Source organism: Collinsella sp. OM06-18AC (assembly GCF_003438785.1).
In the GTDB taxonomy this organism is placed as follows: domain Bacteria; phylum Actinomycetota; class Coriobacteriia; order Coriobacteriales; family Coriobacteriaceae; genus Collinsella.
In genome coordinates, this window is the sequence record NZ_QSTX01000008.1 from 64,668 (window position 1) to 82,769 (window position 18,102).

Genomic DNA, 18,102 nt, shown 5'->3' on the forward strand with positions numbered 1-18,102 from the left:
AAAATATATGAACAGATGTTCGATGTACATACATCTACCTGCATGTTTTCTGTTGAAAAACTTTGCTACTCCAAAAACTCAATCGCGTCAAGGCTTTTCTTGCTCAACGGTCGGTACCTGATAAACTATTAGGTTGCGATAACTGGCGAAGCCATGCCTCGCCAATCCACCGAGCATTTCCGTGAAGGAGGAAAAACCTGGTGACCAACGCAATCACTGCCACTGAGCGCACGCGTGTCAGCTTCGGGAAAATCCCGGAGGCCATGGAGCTCCCCAACCTTATCTCTGTTCAGAGGGAATCCTTTGAGCGTTTTAAGAGCGAGGGCCTTCGTGAGGCGTTCAAGGAATCCAGCCCCATCCAGAGCCAGAACCATGTTCTCGAGGTTACCTTCGGCGAGCATCAGTTTGGCGATCCCGCGCACACCGTCGAGGAGTGCCGCGAGAAGGACATGACCTATCAGGCTCCGCTTCTGACCGACGTCCGTCTTACCAACAAGGAGACCGGCGAGATCAAGGAGCAGCTCGTCTTCATGGGCGACTTCCCCATGATGACCGATCAGGGCACCTTTATCATCAACGGTACCGAGCGTATCGTCGTCTCCCAGCTCGTCCGTTCCCCGGGCGTGTATTACAGCTCCGAGATGGATTCGGGCAAGCAGATCTACAAGGCTCAGATCATCCCGTCCCGCGGTGCCTGGCTCGAGTTTGAGGTCGACAAGCGCGACCAGCTCATGGTCTCCATCGACCGTAAGCGCAAGCAGAGCGCCACGATGTTCCTGCGCGCCCTTGGCATCGCCGTCACCAACGACGACATCATCGAGCTGCTCGGCAACTCCGATGTGATCAAGCGCACCCTCGAGCGCGATACCGCCCTTACCCGCGAGGATGCTCTTATCGAGATCTACCGTCGCCTGCGCCCGGGCGAGCCTCCCACCGTGGACGCTTCCCGCAGCCTGCTCGAGGGCCTTCTCTTTAACCCGCAGCGCTACGATCTGGCCCGCGTCGGTCGCTACAAGGTCAACAAGAAGCTCAACCTCACCACCGAGGAAGAGGTCACGGTGCTCACCGACGAGGATATCGTCGCTACGCTGCGCTACCTGCTGTCCCTCGCTGCCGGCGAGCAGGGCTTCAAGGTCGACGACATCGACCACTTTGGCAACCGCCGCATCCGTACCGTCGGCGAGCTCGTCGCCAACCAGTTCCGTATCGGCATGAGCCGTATGGAGCGCGTCGTCCGTGAGCGCATGAGCTCCCAGGACATCGACGAGATCACCCCGCAGTCGCTCATCAACATCCGCCCGATCGTGGCCTCCATCAAGGAGTTCTTCGGTTCCTCGCAGCTCTCGCAGTTCATGGACCAGGCGAACCCCCTGACCGGTCTGACCCATAAGCGCCGTCTGTCCGCACTCGGCCCTGGTGGTCTTGCCGGCCACAAGTCCGGCTCCAGCCGCCGCACCAACGTGCCGACGGCCGTCCGCGACGTTCACAATTCGCACTACAGCCGCATGTGCCCGATCGAGACCCCCGAAGGCCCCAACATCGGCCTGATCGGCTCGCTCGCCCTCTACGCCCGCGTCAACGAGTACGGCTTCATCGAGGCCCCGTTCCGTCGTGTCGAGAACGGCGTTGCCACCGATCAGATCGACTGGATGACCGCTGACGAGGAAGAGAAGCACGTCATCGCGCCGGCCAACACGCCGCTCGATCCCAAGACCAACGAGTTCATCACGACCGATGCCGAGGGCAAGCTTGTCCGCCCGCACACCGTGATCGCCCGTACCCGCGACTTCGACGGTTCCTTCGGCGCTCCCGCCGACGTGCCCGTCGAGGACGTCGACTACATGGACGTCTCGCCGCGTCAGATGCTCTCCGTCGCAGCCACGCTGATCCCGTTCCTTGAGCACGACGACGCCAAGCGTACGCTGATGGGCGCTAACATGCAGCGTCAGGCCGTGCCGCTGGTTCACCCCGCCGCTCCCTATGTCGGTACCGGCATGGAGCGTCGCGCCGCTCTGGACTCCGGCGAGGTCACCCTGGCCAAGAACGCCGGCGAGGTTATCTTTGCCGACGCCGCCAAGATTATCGTCAAGCATGCCGGCGGCATGGACGAGTATCATCTGGCCAAGTACCAGCGCTCCAACCAGTCCACCTGCATCAACCACCGTCCGCTCGTGCGCGTCGGTGACACCGTTGAACAGGGCGAGCCTCTGGCCGACGGTCCTTCGACCGATCACGGCGAGCTCGCACTGGGCCAGAACCTCACCGTGGCCTACATGCCGTGGGAAGGCTTTAACTACGAGGACGGTATCGTCGTGTCCGAGCGCCTGGTGGCCGAGGACCTGCTGACGACCATCAACATCACCCGTCACGAGATCGACGCCCGCGACACCAAGCTCGGCCCCGAGGAGATCACCCGCGAGATCCCGAACCTCTCCGAGGACATGCTTGCCAACCTCGACGAGGACGGCATCATCCGCATCGGCGCCGAGGTCGGCCCTGGCGACATCCTGGTCGGCAAGGTCACGCCTAAGGGCGAGAGCGCTCTGACCGCCGAGGAGCGCCTGCTGCGCGCCATCTTCGGTGCCAAGGCCCACGACGTCCGCGATACCTCCCTTAAGATGCCTCACGGCGCTTACGGCCGCGTCATCGATGTCGTCCGCTTTAGCCGCGAGAACGGCGACGACCTGGCCCCCGGCGTCAACGAGCAGGTGCGCGTCTACGTCGCCCAGCGTCGTAAGATCCAGCAGGGCGATAAGATCGCCGGCCGCCACGGCAACAAGGGTGTTATCTGTAACGTTCTGCCGGTCGAGGACATGCCCTACATGGCTGACGGTACCCCGATCGACGTTATCCTCAACCCGCTGGGCGTTCCCTCGCGTATGAACGTCGGCCAGCTGCTCGAGTGCCACCTTGGCTGGGCTGCTGCCTGCGGTTGGGATACCGAGCAGGCCGACTCCGACAAGTACGTCCCCGGTCCGTTCTTCACCGCCACGCCCGTCTTCGACGGCGCCAAGGAGGACGAGATCGCCGAGGTCATCCGTCGTGCCAACAAGAACATGCTCAACAAGGCCACCGCTGCCTTTGGCGATCACATGCGCCCCGAGTTCGTCACCCAGCTTGACGAGCGCGGCAAGACCCGTCTGTTCGACGGCCGCACCGGCGAGGAGTTCCGCGAGCCCATTACCGTGGGTACGTCCTACATCCTCAAGCTCGGCCACATGGTCGACGACAAGATCCACGCCCGTTCGACTGGCCCTTACAGCCTGGTTACCCAGCAGCCTCTGGGCGGCAAGGCCCAGTTCGGCGGCCAGCGCTTCGGCGAGATGGAAGTTTGGGCACTGTACGCTTACGGCGCTTCCAACGTCCTGCAGGAGATCCTGACCGTCAAGTCCGACGATACCGTGGGCCGCGTCAAGACCTACGAGTCCATCGTCAAGGGCGAGAACGTCCCGGTTCCGGGTATCCCCGAGTCCTTCAAGGTTCTCGTCAAGGAGATCCGCTCCCTCGCGCTGGACATCGAGCCCATGCACGATGCCGACGAGGACGCCTCCGCCCCTGTGACCGCCGAGGAGACCTCTGCTCTCGACGACCTGGCTGCGCTCGCCGGCGTTGACACCGACGTCGAGGCCGAGGATGCCGAGACCGCCGAGGCACCCGAGGCTGTCGCCGCCACGACCACTGATAAGGAGTAGTTGACTGTGGCAGATTTCGAAGCTACTGATTTTGACTCGGTAAAGATCTCCCTTGCCTCCGCCGACCAGATCCGTTCCTGGTCGCACGGTGAGGTCAAGAAGCCGGAGACCATCAATTACCGTACCCTCAAGCCCGAGAAGGACGGCCTGTTCTGCGAGAAGATCTTCGGTCCCGCCAAGGACTGGGAGTGCTCCTGCGGCAAGTACAAGGGCATCCGCTTTAAGGGCATCGTCTGCGAGCGCTGCGGCGTCGAGGTCACCTCGGCCAAGGTGCGTCGCGACCGCATGGGCCACATCGAGCTCGCCGCTCCCGTGTCCCACATCTGGTACTTCAAGAGCCCCACGAGCTTCCCGATGAGCCGTATGCTCGACATCAAGTCCAAGGACCTCGAGAAGGTTCTGTACTTTGCCAGCTACATCATCACCGAGGTTGACTACGAGGCTCGCGAGGCCGACGCCGACGACCTGCGCGAGGAGCTCGCCGCCGATCTGGAAGAGATCGATGCCGAGTGCGCCCGCCAGATCGAGTCCCTCAAGGAGCAGGGCGACCCCGAGAACTTTGACGAGTTCTCCGACGAGGAGCCGCTGACCCCCGAGGAGATCGCCTCTGGCATCGTCGATATCGAGGAAGAGTGCAAGGACGAGAAGCAGCTCCGCACGGACGCCTTCAACGCCTTCATGAAGCTCACCGAGCGCGACCTCATCTCCGATGAGCCGCTGTTCCGCGAGATGACCCGTTACTACTCCATGTACTTCAAGGGTGGTATGGGTGCCGAGGCCGTCCGCGACCTGCTCGCTGCCATCGACCTCCCCTCCGAGGCCGAGAAGCTCAAGGCCATCATCGCTGACGAGGATTCTCAGAAGCAGAAGCGCGAGAAGGCCGTCAAGCGCCTCGAGGTCGTTGACGCCTTCCTGAAGGGTGGCAACAGCCCCGCGAACATGATTCTGGACGTCATCCCGGTCATTCCGCCCGATCTGCGCCCGATGGTCCAGCTCGACGGCGGCCGCTTCGCCGCGTCCGACCTCAACGACCTGTACCGTCGCGTGATCAACCGTAACAACCGACTCAAGCGCCTGCTCGACCTGGACGCCCCTGCGATCATCGTGAACAACGAGAAGCGCATGCTCCAGGAGTCCGTGGACGCCCTGTTCGACAACGGCCGTCGTGGTCGCCCGGTCTCTGGCCGTGGCGGTCGCCCGCTCAAGTCGCTCGCCGAGGCCCTCAAGGGCAAGCAGGGTCGTTTCCGCCAGAACCTGCTGGGTAAACGTGTCGACTACTCCGGCCGTTCGGTTATCGTTACCGACCCCAAGCTGCTGCTGCACCAGTGCGGTCTGCCCAAGACCATGGCGCTGGAGCTCTTCAAGCCCTTCGTCATGAAGCGCCTGGTCGAGCTTGGCAAGGTCGAGAACATCAAGGGCGCCAAGCGCGCTATCGACCGCGGTGCCACCTTTGTGTGGGATATCCTCGAAGAGGTCATCGACGGCCGCGTCGTGCTGCTCAACCGCGCACCGACCCTGCACCGTCTGTCTATCCAGGCCTTTGAGCCGGTTCTGGTCGAGGGCAAGGCTATCCACCTGCACCCGCTGGTCTGCTCGCCCTTCAACGCCGACTTCGACGGCGACCAGATGTCTGTCCACGTGCCGCTGTCCAGCCAGGCTCAGGCCGAGGCTCGCGTGCTCATGCTCTCTGCGAACAACCTGCGCTCGCCGGCATCCGGCAAGCCGGTCAACATCCCCTCGCAGGACATGATTATTGGTGTGTACTACCTGACCCAGGTCCGCGACGGTCTGCCGGGCGAGAACCACGTGTTCGCCAGCTTCGACGACGCGCTGCACGCCTATGACTGCCGCTCCGAGGTCGACATGCAGGCCAAGATTCAGGTCCGCGTGTCCGCCGAGAACGCCAACGTCATCAACGAGGACGGCACCCGTATCTTCCGCGTCAAGAACGGCAAGAACGAGTTCGTCGACTACGACGTCACCGGCAACAAGACCGCGCGCTTCGAGACCTCTATCGGCCGCATCATCTTCAACCGCCAGTGCCTGCCCGAAGACTACGAGTTCATGAACTACAAGATGGTCAAGGGCGATGTGGCCAAGCTGGTTGCGGACTGCTGCGATCGTTACCCCGAGGCCAAGGTCGGCCCGATCCTCGACGCCATCAAGTACTCCGGCTTCCACTACGCTACCCGCGCTGGCCTCACCATCTCGGTGTGGGACGCTCTCATCCCTGCCGAGAAGCAGGAGCTGCTCGATCGCGCCCAGGCCAACGTCGACCAGATCAACGAGTACTTCGAGGAGGGCTTCATCAACGAGACGGAGCGGCACATCGAAGTCGTTAACGAGTGGACCGCTTGTACCGATAAGGTTGCAGCGCTCATGCTCGACTTGTTCGACGAGGAGAACCCGCTCTACATGATGGCCGACTCCGGCGCCCGTGGTTCTAAGACCCAGCTGCGTCAGCTCGGCGGCATGCGTGGCCTGATGGCAGACATGTCCGGCGAGACGATCGACCTTCCCATTAAGGCGAACTTCCGCGAGGGCCTGCTGCCGCTCGAGTACTTCATTTCGACCTACGGCGCCCGTAAGGGCCTGGTCGATACCGCATCCCACACCTCGGACTCTGGTTACCTGACCCGTCGTCTGGTCGACGTGGCCCAGGACGTCATCGTCCGCGAGGAGGACTGCGGTACGCACGAGGGCGTCACCTACAACCTCATCATCCCCGGCACCACCGACCTCAACACCGACCTCGTCGGCCGTTGCTTCATTGAGGACGTCGTGGCTCCCGATGGCACCGTGCTCTTTGAGCAGGACGGCTACATCGAGAAGGTCGCTGACATCCAGAAGATGGTCGATGCCGGCCTTAAGAAGGTCAAGCTTCGCGCGCTGCTCACCTGCCGCTCCAAGTACGGCGTGTGCCAGAAGTGCTACGGCTGGGATCTTTCCACCCGTCGTCCGGTCGCCATCGGTACCGCGGTCGGCATTATTGCCGCCCAGTCCATCGGCGAGCCCGGTACGCAGCTTACGATGCGTACCATTCACTCCGGCGGCGTCGCTGGCGTCGACGATATTACGCAGGGTCTGCCTACGGTCAGCCGTATGTTCGATATCGTCGGCAACGTCAACGAGAAGATCCTGGGTCGCGAGGCCGAGCTGGCTCCGTACTCCGGCCACCTCTCGATTAAGCCCGAGAAGTCCGAGTACGTGCTGACGCTCACCGACTCCGAGGATCACACCCGTGTCCTCGACGAGCGTCGCGTCCCCGCTTCGGTGCGCTTCATGCCCGAGATCGAGGACGGCTGCGAGGTTCGCGCCGGCGACCAGATCACCAAGGGCTTCGTTAACTTCCGCAACCTGCGCAAGCTGACCGACATCGAGTCGACGATGCACACCTTCGTCGAGAGCGTCAAGGACGTCTACACCAGCCAAGGCGTCGACCTGAACGACAAGCACATCGAGGTGCTCGCACGTCAGATGCTGCGTCGCGTTCAGATCACCAACCCCGGCGACTCCAAGTACCTGCTTGGTCAGTACGTCGACCGCTACGAGTTTGCCGACGAGGTCGAGCGCGTTGCCCGTCTGGGCGGTCAGGCTCCCGTGGCCGAGCCCGTCATCCTGGGTACGCTCAAGGTCGCGTCCAACATCGACTCCTGGCTGTCGAGCGCTTCGTTCATCCGTACCGCTGGCGTCCTTACCGAGGCTGCCATCGAGGGCAAGGTCGACCACCTGCTCGACCTTAAGTCCAACGTCATCGTCGGTAAGAAGATCCCGGCTGGTACCGGCCTCAAGCCGTACGCCAACGCCAAGCTGACGTATCGCACGGCCGACGGCTACGTGGACATTGACGGCCCGGCTTCGCCCAACGCCAAGTCGCTGCCCGAGTGGGCTCCTGTGGAGCTCAAGGACCTGGACGAGCAGCTCCCGCAGCAGCTCGACTGGGCCGGCTACGACGAGTTCGGTGGTGCTGACGGTTCGTTCACCCGCAACGGCCACACCATCTCCGCCGAGAAGGCTCGTCTGTACCTGTTCGACGACCTGGGCGTGTCGCAGCGCTGGACCAACAAGTTCAGCGAGGTCGGCATCGAGACGGTCGGCGACCTGGTTGGCAAGTCCGAGGAGGATCTGCTGCGCATCGATGGCATCGGCGCCAAGGCGATCGAGGAGCTCCGTGACGGCCTGGAGGCCCACGATCTGCTCTACATCCTCGAGAACAACGACGACGTTGCCGACGAGGAAGACCTCTCGCAGCTGCTGCAGATGGTCTTTAGCCCCGACGGTCCGGACGACATCCTGCTGGGCACCTCCGCCACGCCGACGCATCACGCCGACGCCGACGAGGAGCTCCTGGGCGCCCCGATCGACGACAAGAAGGCTCCCGCCAACGGTGCCATCAACGAGGACATGGCTTCCCTCGACGAGCTGCTCAACCAGCTCGTGGACACCGATGACGCCGAAGAGGCCAAGGACAACGACGAGGAGTAACTAGTTCCGCCGTTCTAACGAACGGCGGCGACCTCCGTCGCTGCGCGGCCCCCAGAGCTACAATCTGTCATTCAAAAGGCAGGGCATGACCAAAAGGTCAATGCCCTGCCTTTTTCATGCCACCTTGTACGCTCTGGGGGCCGCTCGCTTGCGTATGTTCAACCTGTTGCGTTTCGTTGATCCCTTGCCAAAAAGTGACGGATTTATTTTTTGGTAGGTTTTTCCTGCTTGGATTTGAAACATTTCACTCGGTCAAAGCGTATCTATGGTGAGGGCCCCATCAAGAACCATCAATGTCACCGGGAGGTGATTATGGAAGAACAAGCTTTTAGACAGGCGGTCGAAGACCACCGGGATGTCGTGTTTCGGATCGCGTTGACGTACCTGCGTGATCGCGCCGACGCCGACGATGTCGCTCAAGACGTCTTTCTGAAGTTACTCAAAAGCGATGCGCAATTTGAAAGCTGGGAACATCTTCGTCGATGGCTTATCCGGGTCACGATCAATGAATGCAAATCGCTCTTTCGAAAGCCGTGGAGGCGTGTGGAGGATATTGAGAACCTGGCCGAGTCGCTTTCGACAGCGCAGGATGAGACCAAGGCCGTCCTGTCAGATGTCATGCGGCTTCCGGAACGATTCCGTATCCCCATCGTGCTCTATTACTATCTGGGCTTCTCGACTTCAGAGATTGCCGAGTTACTGCATGTGCCAGCCGCGACCGTTCGAACGCGTTTAGCTCGCGGCAGATCGAAACTCAAGTTCATCCTAGAGGAGGGCGACCGTGAAATCCAACCAAATCAAGCAGGCCTTCGAGTCCGTCCAAGCCGATAGCGATCTTGCTGACCGTGTTCTTTATGCCGCTGCTGGTGAGCCGCTTCGCCGAAAGGGTCACGCGAAGCCTCTGTATGTTGCCGTGATCGGATGCCTTGCCGGAGTGCTGGCGACCGGAGGGGTCGCCTACGCCGTCGTCAATTCCAGTTATTTTGCCTCTGCCTGGGGAAACCATGGCAACGGAGAGTCCATTACCTGGACTCAAGGTGGCTCGTCGGGGACTAAATATACCTACACCAGAGAGTTTGGTGATGGTATCGCGCCCCAAAGCTTGGAGGGTTCAGTACAGAAGGTCAATCTGTCCGTCGAGGGCAACGGCTATACACTCGACATTCATGATATGGCTATCGATAAAAACGGTTGCGGTGCCGTGACGTTTACGTTGTCCAATCCGAATGGCGTTAGCTACTACAAGCCGGCGGCAGAGCTTGGCGAACTTGTTCTCTATGGTGAAGAAGAAGGGGGCGTCAGTACACCCAGCATGAACTTCGGCGAGGAATGGGCTGATACACGCTGCACCATTGATAAAGACACATCAAGCGACACGGTCATTAACGGCACGATGTACTTTGCATCTTGGAATCGCGATCGAGATTTACGACATGCGGTCACCTGGAATATCAGTTGGACGGAGGGCAAAGGTGAGGATGCGAAGGTGATCGAGGTATCGACGCCAGAGTTTAACGTCGGAGCGCACGTCGATACAAAAGAACTCCGCTCCGATGACTCGCCTCTCGAGATTAGCCCGTTTTCCATTCAGACGCACATCGATGATCTGGGCTATGAAGCAGTTGATCATAAACTGACCGTCACCTACAAGGATGGGTCAGAGCAGATTATCGAAGATGACGACGCAGGGGCGTACAATTTCTATGTTTCGATGGCACGCAATAGCGGAGAGAACATTTGGGTTCCGACAAGGCTCATCAATGTCGATCAGGTTGTATCGGTAACCCTTGAGGGAACGAGGTGCACATCAACAGGGGAGACTCAAACGGAAGAACCCTTTACCATCGTCTACTCGTAAGGCTTGAGGCCGCTTCCCACTAGGGGAAGCGGCCTTTTCCCAGATAAAACCTGCCAAAACAAACCTGTCCCTTTTTGGCAGGTAACGTTGCCCCGACGAGCACGTCGGATCCCCGGCCCGGGCGGCACAGGGGTTAAGTTTGTCGCGAGTTCCGCACGAGCCGGAGGCCACTTAATGTGGCCTCCGTGCGAGCCAGGACTGTAGAGCAGCAAACTTAACCCCTGTGCCGCCCGGCCCGGGGATCCGCCCCCGCGCACAGGAGGGGATTCCTTTTGTGTAGGCTTTGCGGAAATGTGCCAATTTTGGGATACGCCCGGCGGCGTGGTCTGTTGACGGCACAGCTAACGCCACGTATCCTATCGAACTGCGTGTTTCGTAGGGGGATGCTGACCCCTCGATTCAAGCCGTTGCACTTTACAGAAAGCTGGAATCATTCGAGAAGGAGTACGCTTTGCCTACTATTAACCAGCTGGTTCGCCAGGGCCGTCGTTCCGTGCCCAAGAAGTCCAAGAACGCTGCTCTGCAGCACAACTCCCAGAAGCGCGGCGTGTGCACCCGCGTCTTCACCACGAGCCCCAAGAAGCCGAACTCGGCTCTTCGTAAGGTTGCCCGTGTTCGCCTTGTCAACGGCATCGAAGTTACTGCTTACATCCCGGGTGAGGGCCACAACCTGCAGGAGCACTCCATCGTGCTCGTCCGCGGCGGTCGTGTCCGTGACCTCCCTGGTGTCCGTTATCACGTCATCCGTGGCGCCTACGACGCTGCTCCGGTCCAGAACCGTATGCAGGCCCGTTCCAAGTACGGTGCTAAGCGCCCCAAGGCTAAATAAGCCAGATAACGTTTTGATACTTTCGCCGTGTGCCGTCTTGAGCGCCGCACGGTAGACACTTAAGGAGATTTCACATGCCGCGTCGTGCAGCAGCTAATCGTCGTGAGGTTCAGCCTGACGCCGTTTACAACAACCGCCTGGTGACTCAGCTCATCAACAAGGTCCTTCTTGACGGCAAGAAGGCCACCGCTGAGCGCATCGTTTACACCGCTTTCGAGATCGTTGCCGAGAAGTCCGAGGGTGGCGACGCTCTTGCTACCTTCAAGAAGGCTATGGACAACGTCAAGCCCACGCTCGAGGTTAAGCCCAAGCGTGTCGGTGGCGCTACCTATCAGGTCCCGATGGAGGTCAACTCCCGTCGTTCCACCGCTCTGGGTATCCGTTGGATCGTCAACTTCTCCCGCGCTCGCAAGGAGAAGACCATGGCCGAGCGTCTCGCCAACGAGATCCTCGACGCCTCCAACGGCCTGGGCGCTTCCGTCAAGAAGCGTGAGGACGTCTTCAAGATGGCCGAGGCCAACCGCGCGTTCTCTCACTATCGTTGGTAAGTTAAGGTAAGGAACTAACATGGCTAAGCCTAAGTACAAGCTTTCCGATACCCGTAACATCGGCATCATGGCTCACATCGATGCCGGTAAGACCACCACGACCGAGCGTATTCTTTACTACACCGGTAAGACCCACAAGATCGGTGAGGTCCATGAGGGTGCTGCCACCATGGACTGGATGGTTCAGGAGCAGGAGCGCGGCGTAACCATTACCTCCGCTGCTACCACGTGCTTCTGGAACAAGGACGGTAAGGACTACCGCATCCAGATCATCGACACTCCGGGCCACGTTGACTTCACCGCCGAGGTCGAGCGCTGCCTGCGCGTCCTCGATGGTGCTGTCGCCGTCTTCGACGCCGTTGCCGGCGTTCAGCCCCAGTCTGAGACCGTTTGGCGTCAGGCTTCTACCTTCAACGTCCCCCGCATCGCCTTCATCAACAAGTATGACCGCGTGGGCGCTGACTTCTTCAACGCTATCGAGACCATGAAGGATCGTCTCGACGCTAACGCCGTGGCCGCTCAGGTCCCGATGGGCGCCGAGGACAACTTCTGGGGCGTCATCGACCTGGTCACCATGACCGCATGGGACTTCAAGGCCGACGAGAAGGGTATGACCTACCCTGAGCCGATGGACGAGATCCCGGCTGAGTTTGCCGACATCGCTGCCACCAAGCGCGAGGAGCTCCTTGACGCTGCTGCCAGCTTTGACGACGAGCTCATGGAGAAGATCCTCATGGAGGAGGACTTCACCGTCGAGGAGCTCAAGGCTGCTCTGCGCAAGGGCGTTCTGGCCAACGAGCTCAACCTCGTCTTCGTGGGTTCCGCCTACAAGAACAAGGGCGTTCAGGAGCTGCTCGACGCTGTCGTCGACTACCTGCCCAGCCCGCTCGACGTTGAGGCCGTCACCGGTACCGATCCGGACACCGGCGAGGAGATCCAGCGTCATCCTTCCTTCGACGAGCCCTTCTCCGGCCTGGTCTTCAAGATCATGACCGACCCGTTCGTCGGTAAGCTCACCTACGTCCGCGTTTACTCCGGCCGCGCCGAGTCCGGATCCTATGTGGTCAACGCTTCCAACGGTCAGCGCGAGCGCCTCGGCCGCATCCTCGAGATGAACGCCGCCGAGCGTATCGACCGTGACGACGCTGCCGCCGGCGACATCGTCGCTTGCGTCGGCTTCAAGAACTCCACCACCGGTGACACCCTGTGCGCCGAGGGCAAGGAGATCGTCCTCGAGAAGATCGAGTTCGCTAAGCCCGTTATCGACGTTGCCATCGAGCCGAAGACCAAGGCCGAGCAGGACAAGATGTCCCTGGCTCTGACCAAGCTCGCCGAGGAGGACCCGACCTTCCAGGTGTCCACCAACCACGAGACCGGCCAGACCATCATCGCCGGCATGGGCGAGCTGCACCTCGAGATCATCGTCGACCGTCTGCTCCGCGAGTTCAAGGTTGACGCTAACGTCGGTAAGCCCCAGGTCGCCTACCGCGAGACCGCTGGTCACGACGTCGAGAAGGCTGAGGGCAAGTTCGTCCGTCAGTCCGGTGGTCGCGGTCAGTACGGCCACGCCGTCATCAAGCTCGAGAAGATGGAGGAGGGCTTCGGCTACGAGTTCGTCAACGCTATCGTCGGCGGCGTCGTGCCCAAGGAGTACATCCCGTCCATCGACAAGGGCATCCAGGAGGCCCTGAACACCGGTGTTATCGCCGGCTTCCCGGTCCTCGACGTCAAGGTCACCCTGTTCGACGGTTCTTACCACGAGGTCGACTCCTCCGAGGCCGCCTTTAAGATCGCCGGTTCCATGGCTATCAAGGACGCCCTCAAGAAGTCCGACCCGCAGCTGCTCGAGCCGATCATGGCTGTCGAGGTCGAGACCCCCGAGCAGTACATGGGCGACGTTATGGGCAACCTCTCCGGTCGCCGCGGCAAGATCGAGGGCATGGAGGATCGCAAGAACAGCAAGCTCATCCGTGCCAAGGTGCCGCTGGGCGAGATGTTCGGTTACGCTACCGACCTTCGCTCCCAGACCCAGGGCCGTGCATCCTACACGATGCAGTTCGACTCTTATGAGCCCGCGCCCAAGTCCATCGTGGACGAGGTCATGAGCAAGAACGCCTAAGTTCGAGCTCCCTGTTACGTAATCCGCGAGAGCATCTCTCGCACTCTTTGGAGGTTTAAGTTGGCTACCCAGAAGATCCGCATTCGCCTCAAGGGCTATGATCACGAGGTCGTCGATCAGTCCGCGAAGCTCATCGTCGAGACCGCTCAGAAGACCGGCGCTCGCGTTTCCGGTCCTGTCCCCCTGCCCACCGAGCGCAACCTGTACACGGTTATCCGCTCGCCGCACGTGAACAAGGACTCCCGTGAGCAGTTCGAGATGCGCACCCACAAGCGTCTCATCGACATCCTCGACCCCACCTCGGGCACCGTTGATTCGCTCATGCGTCTCGACCTCCCCGCTGGCGTCGACATCGACATCAAGCTCTAAGCGATATCGCTCATAGCTTAAAGGGCCCCGCTGCCGTTACGGTAGCGGGGCCCTTTTGTTTTGAGCTTAGGTTTTAAGAGGCGAATAATGCTGCTGAGAGGATGGCTTTGGCACCCTATGCGCCCAAAGGGCGCAAGGATGCTTCTTCGAAGTGGAATGCGCGGAGCCCGCCCTCCGTCTCGATGTTCGCGCGACCATAATCGTCGACCGTTCTGAATATTCCTCGCGCCAGCTCTTCTCCAGCGGGGGAGCGGGCAATTACGTGGTTCCCAATCCAATTGAGGTGGGCGACATAATCATCGAGGATGGGCGCAAGCGGGCCGACGCTACTCTCCATTGTATTAAGGCACTTCTCCCAAGTGTCTACACCCTCAACGACCGCATGGTAGACCGCATCGAGCAGCGTATCGACCGTGGGAACATTCTTGTTGAGATCCGAGAGGCCGATTGCCGCCAGCCCGCCATCGGGAACCTCCGAGGGCACATAGTTCACATTGACGCCAATGCCGCAGACGGCGAAGGGTTTGCCTTCGTTATCGCGTGCTGCCTCGACTAAGATGCCGCCAAGTTTGCGCCCTCGAGCGACCAAGTCGTTGGGCCATTTGAGGCCAATCTCGTTTGCAAGACCCTGTTTTTCGAGCGCCTCGAGCACCGCTAGGCCGCTGACGGCAGCAAGACCAGAGTACTTCGCAGGATTAACGCATGGACGCAGGACAATCGAAAGCAATAGGTTGCCGGCGGTTGAATCCCACTTGTGGCCGCGCCGGCCGCGTCCTGCTGTCTGAGCCCGGGCGGCAAGTCCTGTGCCGTGCGGCGCTCCCTGTTTTCCTGCTTCGAGCAGGTCATCGTTGGTCGATCCGGTTACGTCGACTATCGTTAATTTGGCATCCATAACGGCTGCTACCTCCTTAATGAATAAGTGAATAACGCAATGGTGTCGAGAGAGACACAATGTGAAGCCTTTGTCGCATTTGGACAATTTAATGTTAACACGTTAACAACGACTGAAATGCGCTATCCTCTCTTGGTCGATGTAAACACGTCAACAACTCAAAGGAGGTTAGTGATGGGTTTCACGATTCTTGGAACAGGCTCGGCGCTTCCTAAGCGCAGTGTTTCCAATGACGAGCTGTCCGAGTTCCTCGATACCTCGGATGAGTGGATTTTTACCCGCACAGGTATTAAGAGTCGCCATGTATGCACCACCGAGTCACTTGACGACCTTGCCGTAGCGGCGAGCGAGCGGGCACTCCAGGTGTCCGGAATCGACGCGAGCCAGCTGGATTTGATCGTCTGCTCGACGACGACGGGTGACCACCTTGTTCCCGCCGAGGCGTGTGCCGTTGCTGAGCGACTGGGCGCGACGTGCCCTGCCTTCGATGTCTCGGCTGCCTGCGCCGGCTTCGTATTTGCGCTCGATGTTGCCGAGGGCTATATCGCCCGAGGACGAGCCAAGCATGTGCTTGTCGTTGCCGCCGAGCAGATGACGCGCGCGCTCGACTGGACCGACCGCGCCACCTGTGTGCTCTTTGGCGATGGGGCAGGCGCCGCGGTGATTGAGGCTGGGGGAGACAGCCCCCTTGCCGTTGAGCTTTCGACGGCGCCCGACGTCGAGACGTTGTGCGTTCCCGGTCTGGTCGGCACCTCGCCGTTTAAGGCCTTCGCAGATAGCGAGAGCGTGCTGTCCATGAATGGCCGCCGCGTGTTCAAGTTCGGCGTCAACGCGATTTGCGACACGGTCCATAAGCTTGCGAGCGATGCGGGCATTTCGGTCGAGGACATCGACCATTTTGTATTCCATCAGGCTAACGAACGAATCCTGAGTCAGGCGGTCAAGCGCCTCGGTGCGCCAGACAAGCGCGTGGTTCGAACGCTGCGCGAGACCGGCAACATTTCGAGCGCATGCATTCCGCTTGCCCTCGACCGGCTGGCAAACGCCGGCGCACTTCACACGGGCGACACCATCGCCCTCGTTGGATTTGGCGCCGGTCTGGATATAGGTGGCTATCTACTTCGTTGGAAGTAGTCGCACATAGGAAATAAAAACGCCCCTAGGGCACAAACAAAGGAGAACTACCATGGCAGATCAGAAGACCTTCGAGCGCGTTTGCGATGTTATCCGCGAGACCGCCGGTCTTGACGACGTCGAGATGAAGCCCGAGTCCACGCTCGAGGAGATTGGTCTCGACAGTCTGGGCACCGTCGAGATCCTCGTCGCCGTTGAGGACGAGTTTGGCATCCAGCTCGATACCGAGGAGAACCCCAAGACGGTCGGCGAGTTCGCCGATACGGTCGAGGCGGCATTGGAGAAGTAGAGATGCTCAAGACTCCTCTCTGCGATCTGCTCGGCATCGAAAAGCCCGTGTTCCAGGGCGGTATGGCCTGGATCGCCGACGCCTCGCTGGCGTCCGCAGTGTCCGAGGCGGGCGGCTTAGGGATTATCGCGGCCATGAACGCCGACGCCAACTGGCTGCGCGACCAGATTCATGAGCTGCGCGCCAGGACGGATAAGCCCTTTGGCGTCAACGTCATGCTCATGAGCCCGTTTGCCGACGAGGTAGCGCGGGTCGTGATTGACGAGCGGGTGCCGGTCGTCGTGACGGGTGCCGGCAATCCCACCAAGTACATGAAGGCGTGGAACGAGGCGGGCATCAAGGTCATCCCGGTCGTTGCCTCGGTGGCGCTGGCGCGTCTCGTGGCGCGTCGTGGAGCCACTGCCGTGGTTGCCGAGGGTACCGAATCAGGCGGCCATATTGGCGAGACCTCGACGATGGCACTGGTGCCACAGGTTGTCGATGCGGTCGATATTCCCGTGGTTGCGGCTGGCGGTATCGCCGATGGCCGCGGCGTGGCGGCCGCCTTTATGCTGGGCGCCGCCGGCGTGCAGGTGGGTACGCGCTTTCTGATCGCAGATGAGTGCACCGTATCGGAGCAGTACAAGGAGATGGTCCTGAAGGCCAACGACACCTCGACGCGTGCGACCGGTCGCTCGACGGGACATCCGGTTCGCGCCCTCAAGAGCCCCTTCACCAACGCGTATGCCAAGAACGAGGCGGCGGGCGCAAGCCCCGAGGAGCTCGGGGCCATGGGCACGGGCGCGCTTCGTAAAGCCGCAAAGGACGGTAATTACGAAGAGGGTTCGTATTTGTGCGGACAGATTGCCGGCATGGTCAACGAACGCCAGAGCGCACGCGAAATCGTCGACGATTTGGTCGATGGCGCCGAGCATGTCCTGAAGGGTGCGTCCGCATGGGTGGCGTAGCGTTTCTGTTTGCCGGTCAGGGTGCCCAGCATCCCGCGATGGGCGTCGACCTGATTGAGGCATCGCCGGCGGCCGCCGAGGTGTTCGCCATTGCCGACGAGGTGCGCCCGGGGACCAGCGAGCAGTGCCGGAGCGCCTCCAAGGAGGAGCTCTCGCAGACTGAGAACACGCAGCCGTGCGTGTTCGTTCACGACCTGGCAGCGGCTGCCGCCCTGCGCGAGCGCGGCGTAGTGCCTGCCGCCTGTGCGGGATTCTCGCTGGGCGAGGTCGCAGCACTCACCTTTGCGGGGGCATTCGATACGCGAGCGGGTTTTGAGCTCGTGTGTGAGCGCGCGGCATTGATGGCCACGGCGGCCGAGCGTCACCCCGGCGGCATGCGCGCCGTCATCAAACTCGATGCGGCGCAGGTCGAGGGTTTGGCAAAACAGGCCGGCGAGGACTGCTGGCCGGTCAACTACAACAGTCCCCAGCAGACGGTTGTGGCCGGAGCGCCCGAGGCGCTGCAGGAGCTCGACGTCCTGGTAAAAGAGGCTGGCGGTCGCGCCATGAAGGTCGCGGTGTCGGGTGCATTCCATAGCCCCTATATGGCCGAGGCGACCTGTGGCCTTGCTGCATATATCGAGGCCGGTCACGCGCCGTCCTCGTTGCTCATTCCTGTTATGGCAAATATAACAGCGGCGCCCTATCCGGCGGACCCGCGAGCAGCATCGGATGTCTTGGCCAACCAGGTGAGCCATGCCGTGCGCTGGGTCGACACGCTGCATGCTCTGCAGGATCAAGGCATCGACACGTTTATTGAGGTCGGCCCTGGCAAAACGCTGTCGGGCCTGGTTAAGCGTACGCTGTGCGACGTTCGCGTGTATTCGTGCGAAACGGCCGAGCAGGTCGCAGCTATTGCCGACGAGCTCGCATAGTCCACAGGGCTGTAACCCGAAAGGAA

At 60.8% G+C, this 18,102-nt stretch carries 13 protein-coding genes; 12 read left to right on the plus strand and 1 reads right to left on the minus strand.

Annotation, left to right across the window (positions count from 1 at the left end; genetic code table 11):
* The first annotated feature begins 263 nt into the window (after window positions 1–263).
* The 8 genes from DXB86_RS06425 to rpsJ all read left to right on the plus strand — a co-directional run bounded on the left by DXB86_RS06425 (window position 264) and on the right by rpsJ (window position 13,900).
* Complete coding sequence (locus tag DXB86_RS06425; protein WP_233504170.1) at window positions 264–3,692, plus strand: DNA-directed RNA polymerase subunit beta; 3,429 nt, start codon at window positions 264–266, stop codon at window positions 3,690–3,692.
* 6 nt (window positions 3,693–3,698) lie between these two features.
* The gene (locus DXB86_RS06430) at window positions 3,699–8,177 is read left to right on the plus strand and encodes a DNA-directed RNA polymerase subunit beta' (protein ID WP_199411006.1); all 4,479 of its coding nucleotides are present in this window, start codon (window positions 3,699–3,701) and stop codon (window positions 8,175–8,177) included.
* A 312-nt stretch (window positions 8,178–8,489) separates the two neighbouring features.
* Window positions 8,490–9,008, plus strand: a complete 519-nt coding sequence (locus DXB86_RS06435; protein ID WP_187362387.1) for an RNA polymerase sigma factor — start codon at window positions 8,490–8,492, stop codon at window positions 9,006–9,008.
* Window positions 8,959–10,035: a DUF4179 domain-containing protein gene (locus DXB86_RS06440; RefSeq protein WP_117736572.1), complete on the plus strand. Its 1,077-nt coding sequence runs from the start codon at window positions 8,959–8,961 to the stop codon at window positions 10,033–10,035. The genes DXB86_RS06435 and DXB86_RS06440 overlap by 50 nt, the downstream gene beginning before the upstream one ends.
* A gap of 451 nt (window positions 10,036–10,486) precedes the next feature.
* A complete protein-coding gene (gene rpsL, locus DXB86_RS06445) occupies window positions 10,487–10,864 on the plus strand; it encodes a 30S ribosomal protein S12 (RefSeq protein WP_006235012.1) in 378 nt (125 codons plus the stop codon).
* A gap of 74 nt (window positions 10,865–10,938) precedes the next feature.
* A complete protein-coding gene (gene rpsG / locus DXB86_RS06450; RefSeq protein ID WP_006235013.1) occupies window positions 10,939–11,412 on the plus strand; it encodes a 30S ribosomal protein S7 in 474 nt (157 codons plus the stop codon).
* 19 nt (window positions 11,413–11,431) lie between these two features.
* Complete coding sequence (gene fusA, locus DXB86_RS06455; protein ID WP_022094183.1) at window positions 11,432–13,531, plus strand: elongation factor G; 2,100 nt, start codon at window positions 11,432–11,434, stop codon at window positions 13,529–13,531.
* Window positions 13,532–13,591: 60 nt separating this feature from the next.
* Complete coding sequence (gene rpsJ / locus DXB86_RS06460; protein ID WP_022094184.1) at window positions 13,592–13,900, plus strand: 30S ribosomal protein S10; 309 nt, start codon at window positions 13,592–13,594, stop codon at window positions 13,898–13,900.
* A gap of 115 nt (window positions 13,901–14,015) precedes the next feature.
* Here rpsJ and DXB86_RS06465 read toward each other — a convergent pair whose 3' ends face one another.
* Window positions 14,016–14,792 (minus strand): biotin--[acetyl-CoA-carboxylase] ligase, encoded by a 777-nt coding sequence (locus DXB86_RS06465; protein WP_117736573.1) that lies wholly within the window; start codon window positions 14,790–14,792, stop codon window positions 14,016–14,018.
* Window positions 14,793–14,966: 174 nt separating this feature from the next.
* On the opposite strand from DXB86_RS06465, the gene DXB86_RS06470 reads away from it, so the two are divergent.
* The 4 genes from DXB86_RS06470 to DXB86_RS06485 are packed head-to-tail and all read left to right on the plus strand — an operon-like array spanning window position 14,967 to window position 18,076.
* Entirely contained in the window at window positions 14,967–15,926 is a 960-nt protein-coding gene (locus DXB86_RS06470; RefSeq protein WP_117736574.1) for a beta-ketoacyl-ACP synthase III, read from the plus strand.
* A 52-nt stretch (window positions 15,927–15,978) separates the two neighbouring features.
* Window positions 15,979–16,215, plus strand: a complete 237-nt coding sequence (locus DXB86_RS06475; RefSeq protein ID WP_006235019.1) for an acyl carrier protein — start codon at window positions 15,979–15,981, stop codon at window positions 16,213–16,215.
* Between the two features lie 2 nt (window positions 16,216–16,217).
* A complete protein-coding gene (fabK, locus tag DXB86_RS06480) occupies window positions 16,218–17,162 on the plus strand; it encodes an enoyl-[acyl-carrier-protein] reductase FabK (protein ID WP_117736575.1) in 945 nt (314 codons plus the stop codon).
* Window positions 17,150–18,076 carry an ACP S-malonyltransferase gene (locus DXB86_RS06485; RefSeq protein ID WP_117736576.1) on the plus strand — a complete coding sequence of 309 codons (927 nt, stop codon included), beginning with the start codon at window positions 17,150–17,152 and terminating at the stop codon, window positions 18,074–18,076. The genes fabK and DXB86_RS06485 overlap by 13 nt, the downstream gene beginning before the upstream one ends.
* Window positions 18,077–18,102: the final 26 nt, after the last annotated feature.